Source organism: Bradyrhizobium sp. AZCC 2262, assembly GCF_036924535.1.
Lineage (GTDB): Bacteria > Pseudomonadota > Alphaproteobacteria > Rhizobiales > Xanthobacteraceae > Bradyrhizobium.
This window is the reverse complement of record NZ_JAZHRT010000001.1, coordinates 3,549,320-3,564,978: the sequence shown is the minus strand read 5'-3', so window position 1 is coordinate 3,564,978 and position 15,659 is coordinate 3,549,320. Positions and strand designations below refer to the sequence as shown.

At 64.1% G+C, this 15,659-nt stretch carries 12 protein-coding genes and 2 pseudogenes; 8 read left to right on the top strand and 6 right to left on the bottom strand.

Features of this window, described 5'->3' with window-relative positions; translation table 11 throughout:
- Positions 1 to 115 precede the first annotated feature (115 nt).
- The 5 genes and pseudogenes from pbpC (at position 116) to V1283_RS16840 (ending at position 6,085) form a co-directional block, all read left to right on the top strand.
- Entirely contained in the window at positions 116 to 2,230 is a 2,115-nt protein-coding gene (gene pbpC, locus V1283_RS16860; protein ID WP_442895754.1) for a penicillin-binding protein 1C, read from the top strand.
- 79 nt (positions 2,231 to 2,309) lie between these two features.
- Positions 2,310 to 4,053 (top strand): annotated as a pseudogene (locus V1283_RS16855) (ArnT family glycosyltransferase).
- A gap of 1 nt (position 4,054) precedes the next feature.
- A complete protein-coding gene (locus tag V1283_RS16850; protein ID WP_334387576.1) occupies positions 4,055 to 4,900 on the top strand; it encodes a phosphatase PAP2 family protein in 846 nt (281 codons plus the stop codon).
- A 103-nt stretch (positions 4,901 to 5,003) separates the two neighbouring features.
- A complete protein-coding gene (locus tag V1283_RS16845; protein WP_334387575.1) occupies positions 5,004 to 5,747 on the top strand; it encodes a glycosyltransferase family 2 protein in 744 nt (247 codons plus the stop codon).
- Complete coding sequence (locus V1283_RS16840; RefSeq protein WP_334387574.1) at positions 5,747 to 6,085, top strand: lipid-A-disaccharide synthase N-terminal domain-containing protein; 339 nt, start codon at positions 5,747 to 5,749, stop codon at positions 6,083 to 6,085. Before V1283_RS16845 ends, V1283_RS16840 begins: the two co-directional genes overlap by 1 nt.
- Here V1283_RS16840 and V1283_RS16835 read toward each other — a convergent pair whose 3' ends face one another.
- Positions 6,086 to 7,774, bottom strand: coding sequence for a Na/Pi cotransporter family protein (locus V1283_RS16835; protein ID WP_334387573.1), 1,689 nt, complete (start codon positions 7,772 to 7,774; stop codon positions 6,086 to 6,088).
- Positions 7,775 to 8,056: 282 nt separating this feature from the next.
- On the opposite strand from V1283_RS16835, the gene V1283_RS16830 reads away from it, so the two are divergent.
- Both V1283_RS16830 and V1283_RS16825 read left to right on the top strand, forming a co-directional pair.
- Positions 8,057 to 8,302, top strand: coding sequence for a PilZ domain-containing protein (locus tag V1283_RS16830; RefSeq protein WP_334387572.1), 246 nt, complete (start codon positions 8,057 to 8,059; stop codon positions 8,300 to 8,302).
- A 168-nt stretch (positions 8,303 to 8,470) separates the two neighbouring features.
- Positions 8,471 to 9,298, top strand: coding sequence for a tetratricopeptide repeat protein (locus tag V1283_RS16825; RefSeq protein ID WP_334387571.1), 828 nt, complete (start codon positions 8,471 to 8,473; stop codon positions 9,296 to 9,298).
- A 128-nt stretch (positions 9,299 to 9,426) separates the two neighbouring features.
- Here the strand turns inward: V1283_RS16825 and V1283_RS16820 are convergent, their stop codons facing one another.
- The 5 genes and pseudogenes from V1283_RS16820 to V1283_RS16800 form a co-directional block, all read right to left on the bottom strand.
- Positions 9,427 to 10,710, bottom strand: coding sequence for an AAA family ATPase (locus V1283_RS16820; RefSeq protein WP_334387570.1), 1,284 nt, complete (start codon positions 10,708 to 10,710; stop codon positions 9,427 to 9,429).
- Positions 10,707 to 11,441, bottom strand: coding sequence for a CpaD family pilus assembly protein (locus V1283_RS16815; protein WP_334387569.1), 735 nt, complete (start codon positions 11,439 to 11,441; stop codon positions 10,707 to 10,709). Before V1283_RS16815 ends, V1283_RS16820 begins: the two co-directional genes overlap by 4 nt.
- A 40-nt stretch (positions 11,442 to 11,481) precedes the next feature.
- Entirely contained in the window at positions 11,482 to 12,951 is a 1,470-nt protein-coding gene (locus V1283_RS16810) for a type II and III secretion system protein family protein (RefSeq protein WP_334387568.1), read from the bottom strand.
- A gap of 17 nt (positions 12,952 to 12,968) precedes the next feature.
- Positions 12,969 to 13,763: a Flp pilus assembly protein CpaB gene (cpaB, locus tag V1283_RS16805; RefSeq protein ID WP_334387567.1), complete on the bottom strand. Its 795-nt coding sequence runs from the start codon at positions 13,761 to 13,763 to the stop codon at positions 12,969 to 12,971.
- A 300-nt stretch (positions 13,764 to 14,063) separates the two neighbouring features.
- Positions 14,064 to 14,258 (bottom strand): annotated as a pseudogene (locus tag V1283_RS16800) (cystathionine beta-lyase); the annotation flags it as partial.
- Between the two features lie 369 nt (positions 14,259 to 14,627).
- On the opposite strand from V1283_RS16800, the gene V1283_RS16795 reads away from it, so the two are divergent.
- A complete protein-coding gene (locus V1283_RS16795; protein ID WP_334387566.1) occupies positions 14,628 to 15,644 on the top strand; it encodes an amino acid ABC transporter substrate-binding protein in 1,017 nt (338 codons plus the stop codon).
- Positions 15,645 to 15,659 lie beyond the last annotated feature (15 nt).

Below are 15,659 nucleotides of genomic sequence, written 5' to 3'. Positions count from 1 at the left end.
AATGAGCGACGCGGCGTCACCGCAATCTCAGTCGTCATGCCCGGGCAAAAGCGCGAAGCGCGTCTTCGCGCAGGTGACCCGGGCATCCACGCCTGTTGTTGCCGGAGAGAAGGACGTGGATGGCCGGGTCAAGCCCGGCCATGACGGCCGTGGAAGGCGACGCGTTGTGCTTTTCGCTGCCGCTATCGCGATTGCACTTGGAGCTACCTTCTCGGCCTGGGTTGTCTCGCTCGGGCCGTTGCCGCTGGAAGAGGCGCGAAAGGTTTCCACCACGATTGTCGACCGCAACGGCAAGCTGCTGCGCGCCTATGCGATGGCGGACGGCCGCTGGCGGCTGCCGGTCGATGCGAAGACATCAGTCGATCCCGGATATCTCAAGCTGCTGCTGGCGTATGAAGACCGCCGCTTCTGGTCACACAGCGGCGTCGATCCGCTGGCGCTCGGGCGCGCGGCGCTTCAACTCGGCACCCGCGGCCACATCGTCTCGGGCGGCTCGACCATCACGATGCAACTGGCGCGGCTGATGGAGCCGCGGCATGAGCGCTCGGTGCATGCAAAGCTGCGCCAGATGGTGCGCGCGGTCGAGCTCGAGCGGCAACTGAGCAAGGACGAGATCCTCGATCTGTATCTGGCGCTGGCGCCGTTCGGCGGCAATCTTGAAGGCATCCGCGCCGCATCCATCGCCTATTTCGACAAGGAGCCGAAACGGCTTTCGCTTGCCGAAGCCGCATTGCTGGTCGCGCTGCCGCAATCGCCGGAACGCCGCCGGCTCGACCGATATCCGCAAGCTGCGCACGCCGCGCGCGACCGCGTGCTCGCCCGGATGGTCGAGGATGGCGTCGTGTCGAAAGAGGACGCAGCGCAGGCGAGGGCAGTGGCGGTGCCGCGGCTGCGCAAACCGATGCCTATATTGGCGCCGCATTCCTCCGATGCTGCGATGGCGACGGTGAAGGATACGCCGCTGATCAAGCTGACGCTGGATTCGAGTTTGCAGAAGACGCTGGAGGCGCTGGCGCGCGACCGCGCGGTGGCACAGGGACCGAACATTTCGGTCGCCATCATCGCGGTCGACAATGAAAGTGGCGACGTGCTGGCGCGCGTCGGCTCATCCGATTATTTCGACGAGCGCCGCGCCGGGCAGGTCGACATGACCCGCGCGGTGCGCTCGCCGGGCTCGACGCTGAAGCCGTTCATCTATGGCCTCGCCTTCGAGGACGGCTTCGTACACCCCGAGAGCCTGATCGACGACCGTCCCATTCGGTTCGGCTCTTACGCGCCGGAAAATTTCGACATGACGTTCCAGGGCACAGTGCCGGTGCGCAAGGCGCTGCAGCTCTCGCTGAACGTGCCGGCGATTGCGCTGCTTGACCGTGTCGGCTCCAGCCGGCTGTCGTCGCGGCTGAAGCAGGCCGGCGGCAATCTGGTGCTGCCGAAGGATGAAGCGCCGGGCCTCGCGATGGGCCTTGGCGGCGTCGGCATCACCTTGCAGGATCTGGCGCAGCTCTATGCCGGGCTGGCGCGGCTTGGCGCGGCGCGGCCGCTGCGCGAGATCATGCTGGCCCAAGAAAAAGATAACTCCGACCGTGAGCCGCTGCGGCTGATGGACCAGGCCGCCGCCTGGCAGGTCGGCAATGTGCTGCTCGGGACGCCGCCGCCGGAAAACGGCGTGCACAACAAAATCGCGTTCAAGACCGGCACCAGTTACGGCTATCGCGATGCATGGTCGGTGGGGTTCGATGGCCGCATCACGATCGGCGTGTGGGTCGGGCGACCCGACGGCGCGCCGGTGCCGGGCCTGGTCGGCCGCACCGCCGCCGCGCCGATTCTGTTCGACGCGTTTGCGCGCACCGGAAAGATCCCGGCGGCGCTGCCCAAGGCGCCAAAGGGGGCGCTGATCGCCAGCAACGCCAAACTGCCGTTGCCGTTGCGGCGCTTCCGTGCCGTCGGCGAGCTGATCCAGACTGGCAGCGATCAGATGCCGCGCATCCAGTTTCCGCTGAACGGCTCGCGGATCGACGTCGACCGTTCAGGCGGCGGGCAGGCCGCGCCAATGCCGGTCAAGGTGGCGGGTGGTGTGCTGCCGCTGACCATCATGCTGAACGGTACCTCGGTCGGCGAGATCGACAGCCGGCGCCAGCGGCTGGTTGACCCGCCCGGGCCCGGTTTTGCACGCCTGACTGTGATCGATGCGACGGGGGCGGCCGATACTGTGGTGATCCGGGTACAGTGACGAAAAGCGGCCTGATGACCACAGGTTAGGGGAATTTGTGGTGTTGTTTGCAGTGCGGTTTCATCGTATGCGAACAAAGATGGTTGAAACCTTGCAACCCCCACGCTTCGGAGCGGGCCAACAGCCTGTAAAACCTACGCATTCCAGCCGCAGGCTGGCCGCGGCGTTCGATTACGCCACCGCGAGCCACGCTCGTGCCATCGCGTTCCTGGTGCTCTGCGGCATCGTGTTTTTCCTGCCCGGCTTCTTCAATATCCCGGCGATCGACCGCGACGAGGCGAGGTTCGCGCAGGCGACCAAGCAGATGGTCGAAAGCGGCGACTTCGTCGACATCCGCTTCCAGGACGATGTCCGCTACAAGAAGCCGGTCGGCATCTATTGGCTGCAGGCCGCCGTGGTCGAAACCGCCTCGTCGCTCGGCCTGCCGCGGGCACAATTGCGCATCTGGCTCTATCGGATTCCCTCCCTGATCGGCGCCGTCGGAGCGGTTTTGCTGACCTACTGGACGGCACTCGCCTTCGTCACGCGGCAAGGGGCCGCGCTGGCAGCGCTGATGATGTGCAGTTGCGTCCTGCTCGGCGCCGAAGCCCGGCTCGCCAAAACGGACGCGATGCTGCTGTTGACCGTTGTCGCCGCGATGGGGGCGATGGCGCGGGTCTATCTGTCCTGGCAGCGCGGTGAGGATCCGGTGCATCCGCCCTGGAGCGCGCCCGCGATCTTCTGGACCGCGCTGGCCGGCGGCATACTGCTGAAGGGAACCGCTGATTCTGATGTTCGTCGGGCTGACGATCCTGGCGCTCGCGATCCTGGACCGCTCGGCGGCATGGCTGTGGCGGCTGCGCCCGGTCTGGGGCCTGATGTGGACGCTGGTGCTGGTGCTGCCATGGTTCGTTGCGATCTTCTGGCGCGCCGGCGAGGCGTTCTTCTCCAATTCGCTCGGCGGCGACATGCTGAGCAAGCTCGGCGCGCAGGAATCCCATGGCGCGCCGCCTGGCCTCTATCTGCTGCTGTTCTGGATCACGTTCTGGCCGGGCGCGGCGCTGGCGGGGATGGCGGCGCCGGCAGTGTGGCGCGCGCGGCGCGAGCCCGGCGCGCAATATCTGCTGGCGTGGCTGGTCCCGTCATGGATCGTGTTCGAACTGGTGCTGACCAAGCTGCCGCATTACGTGCTGCCGCTCTATCCGGCGATTGCGATTCTCACCGCCGGCGCGCTGGAGCGCCGCGTGCTGTCGCGATCCTGGCTGAGGCGCGGTGCGGCCTGGTGGTTCGTCATTCCGGCAGGGGCATCCGTGATCGCCGTCATTGGCGCCATCAAGCTGACGCATTACCCCGCCTTTCCGGCCTGGCCGTTCCTGGCGGCGGCAATGATCGCCGGCCTGATCGCGTGGTGGATGTTCGAGGACAGCCGCGCCGAGCGCTCGCTGTTGAATGCGGTGGTCGCGGCGATGTTTCTGGCAGTCGGAATCTACGGCATCGTCATGCCGTCGCTGACGACATTGTTCCCAAGCGCCGAGATCGCCCGCGCGCTCCGCAACGTGGTCTGCGTCGGGCCGAAAGCCGCCGCGGCGGGCTTTCACGAGCCAAGTCTGGTCTTCATGACCGGCACCAGCACGCTGCTCACCGACGGATCGGGCGCTGCGGATTTCCTCGGGCAGGGCAGCTGCCGCTTCGCGCTGGTGGAATCGCGCACCGAACGCGCCTTCGTCCAGCGCGCCGAAGCGATCGGGCTGCGCTACAACGTGGCGAAGCGGATCGAAGGCTACAACATCTCGCAGGGCAAGGCGGTTTCGATCGCCATCTTCCGCTCGGAAGGTACGGAGTAAGATGGCCGGAAGCCCTGCTGTCATTGAATCCAAAAACTATCTTTCGCGCTTCGGGACGCTGGCGTGGCTATCACTGGCGCAACTCGTGCGCACGCCGTCGCATTCGCGGCGCGCCGAAGCCGCCCGCCGGGCGGCGCGTCACATCTTGTGGATTTCGGCCGGCCTGGGCGTTGCGATCGTGGTGCTGATGTACGCGCTCGATGCCTGGGAAATCGCCCAGATGCCGAAGCGCGGAAATCCGTCGCTGTGGTGGGTTCGCATTCTGACCGATTTCGGCAAAGACGAATATGTGCTCTCGGTGCTGGCGGTGCTGTTGATCCTGGTGGCGGTGGCGTCACCGGCCTTGCGCGGAATCCAGCGCTCGCTGTTGCTCGGGCTGGGAACGCGGCTACAATTCCTGTTCCTGGCGGTAGCCGTGCCCGTGCTCGTCACGGAAATCCTGAAATGGATCGTTGGCCGTGGCCGGCCGTTTGTCGGCGGCGAGGCCAACGCCTTCAACTTTTCGCACTTCGCCGGAAACCCGGCCTACTACAGTTTCCCTTCCGGGCATGCCACTACCGCATTTGCGCTCGCTTTCGCGGTGTCGGCCGTCTGGCCGAAGGCTCGCGTTGCGATGGTGGTCTATGCCCTCATCATCGCGGCGACCCGTCTGGTGCTGGTAGCCCACCACCCCAGTGACGTGGTGGCCGGTGCGCTGGTCGGGATCATCGGTGCGATGTTCGTGCGCTATTGGTTTGCGGCCCGCCGGCTCGGGTTTGCGATCCGGCACGATGGCACCATTGTGTCCCTTGTTGGACCCTCGTCCGGCCGCCTCAAAAGGGTTGCCCGGGGCGCTTCCGCCCCATAAAAGCGGACGCCGCCAACAGCCTGACAGGACTGGTTCCGGCTTCGGGCAAATCCACCCAAGAAAATTCACCCAAGAAAATCCACCCAAGACACGAGCGCCGATTTTGCTTTCCTCCGATAAAGATGCGGTTGCCGTTTCCATCGTTGTGCCGGTGCGCAACGAAGCTGACAACGTCGCGCCGTTGATTGCGGAAATCATTGGCGCGCTCGACGGCCGCTGGAACTACGAGATCATCTACGTCAATGACGGTTCGACGGACGCGACCGCCGAGCGGCTGGCGGTCCTGATGAAGCAGCACCCCCGGCTCCGGCAACTGAAACATGCCACGTCATCCGGGCAATCGGCAGCGGTGCGCAGCGGCGTGCGGGCCGCACGCGGCGCCATCGTCGCGACGCTCGACGGCGACGGCCAGAACAATCCGGTGTTCCTGCCCGATCTGATCGCGGCCGTCGAAAAAGGCAGCGGCCGCATCGGCCTCGCGGCCGGCCAGCGGGTCGGACGCAAGGACACCGGTTTCAAGAAATTGCAGTCGCGGATCGCCAACGGCGTGCGCAAGGCAATCTTGAGCGATGGCACCCGCGATACCGGCTGCGGCTTGAAGGCATTCCCACGCGAGGTGTTCCTGTCGATGCCTTATTTCGACGGGCTGCACCGCTTTCTGCCGGCGCTGGTGCGCCGCGAAGGTTTTGACATCGCCTATGTCGACGTGATCGATCGCCCACGCCATTCCGGCGTGTCCAATTACGGCTTCTTTGACCGGCTATGGATCGGGATCATGGATCTCGCTGGCGTGTGGTGGCTGATCCGCCGCAAGAAGTCCACGCCCGTTGCGACCGAGGTTCTCTGATGCTGATTCAATACGGCCAGGCGCTTGGCGATTATCTCTACGACGTTTTCGTCGCCAAGTTCGATTTCTGGCTGGCCTTCGGGCTGGTCGCGCAATTGCTGTTCACCGCCCGCTTCCTGGTGCAGTGGATATCGAGCGAACGCGCCGGTCAAAGCGTGGTGCCGATGGCGTTCTGGTTCTTCTCGATGGGCGGCGGCATGATGACGCTGATCTACGGTATCGCCAAACGCGAACCCGTGATCATCATCGGCCAGTCGCTGGCCACCATCATCTACATCAGAAACATCATGCTGATCGTGAAGAACCGCGCCACCGCGTCGAAGACGCTGGATCGCTGATTACGGGCGGCCGGGCACCGGCGCCGCCAGCGTCGGCAATTCAGTTTCGGTCTTGCGATAGGCGGCCAACTCACCCGCGGCATCCAGCACAGGGTAGGCGACCGAGCAGATGTGCGAGTGGATACGCCTGAGGTCGCGCAGCACATCGAGATGAAGCGAGGTGGTCTCGATGGTTTCTGGCCGGCCTTCGCGCAGGCGGTCGAGATGCCGTTCGGTCGCGGCCAGCTCGGCGTTGCGCAGGGCGGCCTTCTCGGCCAGCAGCTTTCGCGCCTCATTGACGTCTCCGGACATGAAGATGCCGAACGCGATCCGAAGCGAATCCATCGTGCGCTTGTGGAACGCAGACAGCTCCTCGGCGCCCTCGGCCGAAAACTGGAACCGGCGCTTGATCTTCTTGGTTGCGAGCTCGCTCAAATTCTTGTCGATGATGTCGCCGATATGCTCGAGGTTGATGGCGAAGGAGACGATCTCCATCGCCCGCTGTCCCTCGCGCTCGTCGAGACTGCCGCGGGTGAGCTTTGTGACGTAGAGCTTGATCGCCTCATCGAGGCTGTCGACGCTGTTGTCCATCTGCGAGACCTGGTCGACCAGCGCCCGGTCGTTGGTCATCATCGCCGCCATCACCTTGCGCAGCATGATTTCGACGTGATCGCCCATATGCAGGGTCTCGCGGGCGGCATCGGCCAAAGCGAGCGAGGGCGTCTCCAGCGCGCTCTCGTCGAGATAGCGCGGCCCTGACGCGTTGGCCTCCTTGACGCGCTCGGGCAGCAACCTCTTCAACAGCTGCGCCATGCCGTCGAGCAGGCCGATGAAGAGAGCTGCGGTCACGACGTTGAAGGCGATGTGGAACAGGGCGGTCGCCTTGGCGAGATCCGGCTGCCACAAGATCAGCAGGTCCGCGATCGGCTGCAGGAACGGCACCACCAGCAGGATGCCGGCAAGCCGGTTGACGAGGTTGCCCAGCGGCAGGCGATAGCTCGCGGGATTGTCGCGGCGTGCGCCCTCGACGATCGGATTGATGGCGCTGCCGAGGTTGGCGCCGAGCACGAGCGCCAGCGCCGCGTAGGGCGTGATGAAATGCGCATAGGCCAGCGACATCACCAGCAGCACGCTGGCGACGCTGGAATGCACCAGCCAGGTCACGATCGCGGCGAACAGGATGCAGAGCACGGGATCGCCGGTGATCGCGTTCATGAACACGCGCACACCCGGAGCGTTCTCCGCAGGCGCCAGCGTATTGAGCAGGATATGCAGCGCCAGCAGCATCAGGCCGAGCCCGATAAAGACACGGCCGATGTCCTTGATGCGCGAGCGCGGCCCGCTGCGGAAGGCGACCAGGCCGATGATGAACAGCACCGGCGCCACGGCTGATATGTTGAACGACAGGACCTGCACGATCAGCGTGGTGCCGACATTGGCGCCGAGCATGATGGCGAGCGCGGGCACCAGGCTCACGAGTCCCTCCGACGTAAAGGAGCTGGTGATCAGCGCGGTTGCGGTGCTGCTTTGGAGCAGGGCGGTCAGACCAAGGCCGGCGCCAAAAGCGGTGAAGCGGTTGCTCAGGGCCTTCGCCAGCAACAGGCGCAGGTCCGCCCCGAACGCGCGCAGGATCCCGCTGTGGACCATATGCAGGCCCCACAGCAGCAACGCGACACCGCCCATCAAGTCGAGAAGAACCAGACTTCCCATGCGCTTTTGTTTCCGCCAAATCGAGTCGAGGGGTCAGGCTATCGCCTAACGAGGGGGGATCAACCCTTTAATTTGCCGAAAATTGCGACGCCGAGCGCCGCCGGCAGGCGCGGCTGTCGGCCGCTCGAGAACCTCGGCCTTCAGCCAGGCGGCAGGTTCGGTAAACGGAATTCGAATACAACCGTTACATTGCGAGCCGCCGCGATAGGCCAATTCCAACAATTCTTCGGTAAAGCTGATCCACCATCGGGTGAATAACATCAAGCAGGGTCAGGGATAGACATGTATGCGAATCGCCGCAGCAGCGAACGTCGGGCGTGCAGAAGCTTTGCAAAAATACAGTTCGCAACCGGCGGATTGCCGCGCGATTGCATGATTTCCGACATGTCGGATGGCGGCGTGAAGATCATCGCCGAATATCCCGAAATTCCTTCCGAATTTACGGTGATCTTCTCGGAGGGTAGGCCGCGTCAGTGCCGGCTGGCCTGGCGAATCGGCTGCGAGCTCGGCGCGCAATTCCTCGACTAGGCGCTCGGTTGCGCCGGTACGGGACGGCTCGGGCTGGATGCAGGCGCCCGGCCGGCGCGTAGCGGGCTGCAAAGGTCACCGATTACCGCAAAGGTGGGCGAACTTAACCTGAACTTAGGGTTAAGCTGTGAGTGTTTCTGGACAGTTCCCGCCGTGAGTCCAGCTACAATGCGACAGAAGTTGCTCAATCCATCCCGCCTTGCGCGACTTCTTGCGTGCACATCGACCCTGATCCTGGCGTTGGGGCTTGGCAGCTGCCAGACCGCGGGACTGTCGGACATTACCGGTTCGATCGACGAGAAGGCCGACGCCGGTCGCGCCAGCGATCCGCGTCGCGACGCCGACCTCTACCAGGAACGCTATCGCGCCGATCCGAAGGATGCCGACGCCGCGCTGAAATACGGCAAGGCGCTCCGCGCCTCAGGACAGCGGGCGCAGGCGGTTGCGGTGCTCGAACAGGCAACGATCGCCCATCCCGGCAACAAGCTGCTGCTCGCCGCCTATGGCCGCGCGCTGGCCGATAACGGCAACTTCCAGCAGGCCTTCGAGGTGCTCGGCCGCGCCCATAGCCCCGACGATCCCGATTGGCGGCTGCTCTCGGCGCAGGGCGCGACGCTGGATCAGCTCGGCCGCTACGAGGAGGCGCGGCAATATTACTCGAGCGCGCTGAAGATCGTGCCCGGCCAGCCGCTGGTGCTGTCCAACCTCGGACTGTCCTACGTGCTTTCGAAAGAGCTGCCCAAGGCCGAGGAGACGCTGCGCCGCGCCCACGGCCTCGCGCCGACCGATCTGCGCGTACGCGCCAACCTGGCGCTAGTGGTTGGCCTGCAGGGCCGGTTCGCCGAGGCCGAAAAGATCGTGAAGGCCGATCTGCCGCCCGCCGAGGCCGCCGCAAACGTCGCACAGTTGAAGCAGTTACTGTCGCGCAAGGAAAAAGAGAATGCGCGGGCCGAAGTCGAGAAGATGCCGATCGCGGCCGCCGGACGCACCGAGTAAAGGCATTTTCCAGCGAAGCATGCCCTCGGACTTGATCCGCAGGTGACGCGCCAAGAAAACGCGTCAATCGATTCCATCGCAACCGAGCAAGGCGGCAACGACCCAGCCGCTGCCGCCTTTGTTCTTGCTCAGGCCCTGCGAGCCTTCGTGCCCTGCAGCTTCTTGATGATCGGCTCCAGGAACGAGACCCGGGACCGCTTGGTTACCGCGTGGCCGGTCAGGCGCTGCGCCATCTGCAGGAACATCGCGGTGGTGCGATGCTTGGCCGATATTTGCGCGATCATCTGGCCGTTATTGGCGGCGGTGCCGAACATCTTCGAGTCGAACGGGATGGCCGCGATCGGCTGACTCTCGATCGCCTTGGCGAATTCGCGCGTGGAGATCTCCGGACGCTTGTGCATGCCGACCTGGTTGAGGCAATAGAGCGGTGGCCGGTCGTTGGGCCGCGCCGCCTTCAGCACGTTCAGCATGTTCTTGGCGTTGCGCATGTTGGCGAGATCGGGTTCGGCGACGATCAGAATGTCGTCCGCGCCGACCAGCGTGCGCTTGGTCCACGCCGACCATTGATGGGGGACGTCGAGCACGATGCAGGGGGTGGTCATGCGCATCGTATCGAAGATTGCATCGAACGCATCGGCGCCGAAATCATAGACCTGGTCCAATGTTGCCGGCGCCGCCAGCAGGTCGAGGCGGTCGGTGCATTTCGCCAGCAGGCGCTCCATGAAGGCGGAGTCCGGCCGTTCCGGCTGGAAGACCGCATTGGCGATGCCTTGAACCGGATCCTGGTTGTAATCGAGGCTGGCGGTGCCGAAGGCAAGGTCGAGATCGATCACGACGGAATCGAGCGCGAGATCGCGCGCGATCGCCCAGGCCACGTTGTGCGCGACGGTGGAGGCGCCGACGCCGCCCTTGGCGCCGACCACGGCGATGATGCGGCCGACGGCCGCAGCCTCGGAGGCCGCGTAGAGACCGCATATTGCCCGCACGACATCGATCGGTTCGACGGGGCCGGTCACGTAGTCGCTGACGCCGCGCCTCACCAGTTCGCGATAGGGCGTGACGTCGTTGGCGTTGCCGATCACGACGACGCGGGTTCCGGCGTCGCAGACGGTCGCGAGTTCATCGAGCCCTTCGAGGATGTCCTTGCCGGGTTCGGTCTCCAGCAAAATGACGTTCGGCGTCGGCGCCGTGTGGTAGGCGTCGATGGCCGCGGCGATGCCGCCCATGTGAACCGAAAGGTGGGCCTTGCCGAGACGGCGGTCTTCGCTCGCTGCGCGCGCCGCGGTTGCGACCGCGACACTGCCGCAAAAGGCCTGCACTGATACGCGTGGCGCCGGCGAGATGTATTCCTCGGGCTGCGCCGGCGTGTCGTCGAGTTGATCGTCTGAGTTTTGAAAGACGCGGCTGATCATTTGCCTGTATCGCTGAGTTTGGCTTTATCGGATTCGGGATAGCTGGTCGCTGTCGAAATGCCCTTGCGGTATTTTTCAAAGCCGACATCGCGCCGTGGCGTATAGGCGGGGCTTTCGGGGCGCGGCTGTTCGAGATCGGCGGGATTGTCGATCATCGCGGCCAGGTTGCGCTGGGTGGCGCAGCCGAAATTGTGGAACGGGCGATTTTCATTGTAGGCGACATTGTCGATATTCGGTCCGAGGTCTTGCGGCCACAGGCCGCAAGGTCCGGCGACGGCGGTAATTTTCGGATAGCTGAGCCGGATCGTCGGCAGCGTACGGGCATCGTCGGGCCGGTAGTGACGCAGCGTGATGGCGCGCGAGGGCACGCCGCCCGCCATCAGCACCGACTGGATTTCCCGGAACGATGCCGCCGCCGCGCGCGCGTTCGGCGTATCGATCGGGACATCGGCGATGATGGCGCCGGTGCCTTCACGCACCCAGGTCTGCGCCAGTCCCATGACGTCGGTACGTTGCGACCCGGAGAGGCCGCCGCGGGCATGACCGACGAACACCACGATCGAGCGGTCGGCTTCGGTCACCGCGATCGGATGACGGTCGCGGTAATCGACGCTGGCGGTCGTGATTTCCGTGGTGTGCGGCACGCAGGCGCCCAGCGCCGACGAAAGCCCGAGCAGGGCGCCAAGCATCGGCAAAGCCTTGACCCGATAGAGCGGAATTCTCGTTGTCATCGTTCTGTCCTCGTCCCCACTCGGTGAACAGTCCTGCATCTCAATCAATGATGAAGCCGAAATTGCCCTGCATCCCGCCGACGGGATCGACGCGGGCGGCGACGCCGTAGATTCGGTTGATGCGCCCGAGCAAAGCGGATTGTGAATCGGATGCCGGGGCAAAGCCGTCATCGGGCCGCGACAGTTCCTTCTGCGCCACCGCGCGGACGACATAGGGTGTCACGATGACCATCAGCTCGGTCTGATGGTTGACGTAGTCCTGGCTCCTGAAAAGCCCTCCCAGAATCGGGATCTGGTCCGCGCCGGGCATTCCGTTGATGGCCTGCTTGGTTTGTTCCTGGATCAGTCCCGCCATCGCGACCGAGCCGCCGGACGGAATTTCCAGCGTGGTTTCCGCGCGCCGCGTCTTGATCGAGGGAATCGTTGTTCCGCCGGCACCGCCCTGCAAAGCGTTTTCGGTCGAGACTTCCGACACTTCGGTCATCACCCTCAGGCTGATCCGTCCCTCGGTCAGCACGACCGGTGTGAAGTTGAGCGAGATGCCGAACTTCTTGAAACTGACCGTCTGCACGCATTGTCCGATCGCGCCCGCCGTCGTCGTTTGGCAGGTGACGCCGGTCGGGATCGGAAATTCGCCGCCTGAAATGAATGTCGCGGACTCGCCGGAGATCGCCGTCAGATTTGGCTCCGCCAGCGTCCGCACCACGCCCGCGCTCTCCATCGCGCGCAGGGTCGCGGTGACCGACGGCAGACCAGCTTTGTTCAAGGCCGCCGCAGCCAATCCGTTGCCGGCGACGAGCGGAGCATTATTGGCGGTGAACGGATTGCTATTGTTGAAAACGACCGCCGCGGTGCCGTAATTCATGCTGGCACTGAGATCGACGCCCAATTGCTTGACGATGTCGCGCCGCACTTCCGCGACGGTGACCTTGAGCATCACCTGGTCGCGGCCGCGGACGACGATCGAGTTGACAACCTTCTCGGCGCCGCCGACCAGCCGCGCCGCGATCTCGCCGGCTTGCTGGGCCTCGACCGGAGAGGATACGGAGCCGGTCAGGACGACGCTGTCGCCGACGCCCTCGATCTGGATGCCGGGCAGGGTCTGCTTCAGCGCGGCGCGCACGCCGTTGAGGTCACGCTTGACCGCGATGTCGTAGGAGGCGACTTGCTGGCCATCGGCGTCGAAAAACACGACGTTGGTCTGGCCGACCGCGCCGCCGATGATATAGGCGCGTTGCGAGGAACGAACGACGGCATTGGCGATCTTCGGGTCCGCGACCAGCACATCCTTGACGTCGCGGGGCAGATCGACGACCACGGACTTGCCGATGCCGAGCGACAGGAAGCGCATCTTGGCCGGGCCGATGGCGGAGGTCGTCACGGGATCCTTGTCGGACTCGGCGGCGACGACGGGCAGCAGCGGAGCGAGCGTCAGCGTGGCGACGGCCGATAACAACAGGGTGCGCGCCGCCACGGTTCGCATCGCTGACTTATTTTCCCCAAACTTCATCTCGGGCGTCCTTTCGGTCACTTCTGTGCCGTCGTTGGATTGGCGATCCCGTAGCGAACCACGTTGACGCTCTCGTTTCGTTTTTGAACCTGATCCCGGCCTTCAGCCGGCGCGTTGACATCGGTGATGCTGCGCAGCGCAAGCGCCAGCGTGCCGTTCTGGCGCGAGCGCGCCAGCAGCTCGGCCTGCTCGGGCTTCAGTTCGAGCGTGACGGTGCGTCCGACGAGGGTGTTGTTTCCCTCTTTTTCCTTCGGCGCCTGATCGATCGCCAGCACACGGATATTGGAGAGAATGATTTCGGACTGGGGGACATCGGCTCCTTTGCCGTCCGGATTCTTTTCGCGCTTGGTGAGGATGACGTCGACGCGGTCGTTGGGCAGGATGAAGCCGCCGGCGCCGGTTTCCGGCGAGATTTCGGTCGAGATCGCCCGCATGCCGGTCGGCAGGATGGCCGCCATGAAGCCGGAGCCGTTGGCCTTGACCAGCTTCTGCTCACGGATCGGCTCGCCCGCGATGAAGGGAGAGCGTGCGATCGAACCTGCGATTTCCTTGATGGCCTCGGCCCTGCTGGCGCGGTTGACCAGATTGCTGCCGGCGGTCGAAGCCGGCCAGGTCTGCCATTGCAGGTCTTCGGGTTTGACTGGCTGGCCGAGCCCGATGTCGGACTTCGCGACCAGAATCTCCACCGTCGGCAACTGCGCGACCGGTTCGGCCACGGGCAGCGATTTATCTTCCGTGCCACGGGCGAGATAGGCAGCGACACCGCCGGCACCCAAGGCGATGATCAGAACGAAGACACGTGCGATATTCATACGCTTTACTACTCTTACGCAGGGACGCCCCAACTGCACGGCAATGACGGCCATCCCCGAAGGTATGACTAGGCATCAAAGGTATAAGGGAACTTGAGGCGTGAAAGTTTTGGTTGATCGGACGGCGGGTTTCACCTTCATGGTGAATGGGTGGTTATCGTTTAGAGAAAACCACTCCGCAAAAGTCCGGAGCTTGCCGCGGGCGACGGGTGAATGCCGCAACCCCCGGTGGCGCAGGGCCGTAATCCCCGGCTGCCTCGGCAGCAGCGGGTGGGTCCGGACTGTCGGTCGGTCGAAGCTTCAGGCGGCCGTCAGCGCCCCAAAACCACGCTCGAGATCGGCCTTGAACTCGTCGACATTCTCCAGGCCGATGGGGAGCCGCAGCGTCGGCCCGCCGGGGGACCATTTGGTCGCGGCGCGATATTCATTGCAGTCGAACGGGAATGATGAGGCTTCAAAGCCGCCCCACGAAAAGCCCATGTCGAACAGCCTGACGGGTTGGACGGACCGACGTTCGAAAAGCTCATGCGTTTGCATTATCCAAGACGTTATGCCGCAGCCACAACTTGATCGCGAAAACAACGCCGAACGGCGGGGCAGGACCGGGTAAGTTAATCACGGGACACAGAAGACGGCAGTCAACCCCTTGACCCGGCACGCCAGTCGTTCTGTGATGCATGCCAACTATCATCGCCGCAAGTTGAGGGGCCTGCCGCGATATCCGACCCATTGCCCGACCGGACTGCACGTCAAACTGCACGGCCGGGGGGACGCTTTTCAGCGAGGGATCAGCGGGTTGGCCCCATAACGTCAGGCGTTGCCTAAAAAACGATCTCCGGACGACCCCCTTGAAAGGCCCAGCCCATGAAACGCGTATCTCTGGTTGTTACCCTTGCCCTCGCCGCCGGTCTCTCGGCCCAGGCCGCCTCGGCGCAAACCCTCAAGACGGTCAAGGACCGGGGCATGCTGTCCTGCGGCGTCGGCCAGGGTCTTCCGGGGTTCTCGTCACCCGACGACAAGGGTAACTGGACGGGGCTCGACGTCGACGTTTGCCGGGCCATTGCAGCCGCGGTCTTCAACGACGCTACCAAGATCAAGTTCGTGCCGCTCTCGGCCAAGGACCGCTTCACCGCGCTGCAGTCGGGTGAAATCGACGTGCTGTCGCGCAACACCACCTGGACGCTGTCGCGCGATACCTCGCTCGGCGCTAACTTTACTGGCGTAACCTATTATGACGGCCAGGGCTTTCTGGTGAAGAAGGCGCTGAAGGTGAATTCGGCGCTGGAACTGAACAGCGCGTCCGTTTGCGTGCAGACCGGCACCACGACCGAGCAGAACCTTGCCGACTACTTCAAGGGCAACAACATGAAGTACGAGGTGATCGCGTTCGGCACCAACGACGAAGCTGTCAAGGCTTACGAGTCCGGCCGCTGCGACGTCTTCACGACCGACGTGTCCGGCCTTTATGCCGACCGTTTGAAGCTTGCCAACCCGGCCGATCATGTCGTGCTTCCGGAAATCATCTCGAAGGAGCCGCTTGGCCCGATGGTGCGCCATGGCGACGATCAGTGGTTCGACATCGTGAAGTGGACGCTGTTCGCGATGATTACCGCCGAAGAGCTCGGCGTTACCCAGAAGAACGTCGATGAGATGGCTAAATCGGACAAGCCCGAGATGAAACGGGTGTTCGGGACCGACGGCAATCTCGGTGAACAGCTCGGCCTGACCAAGGATTGGGTGTCGCGGATCGTGAAGGCCGTCGGCAATTACGGCGAGGCCTTCGATCGCAACGTCGGCGCCGGCTCCAAGCTCGGAATTGCCCGCGGCCTCAACGCGCTGTGGAACAAGGGTGGCATCCAGTACGCACCGCCGATCCGCTGATCGCCAGCACGAGGG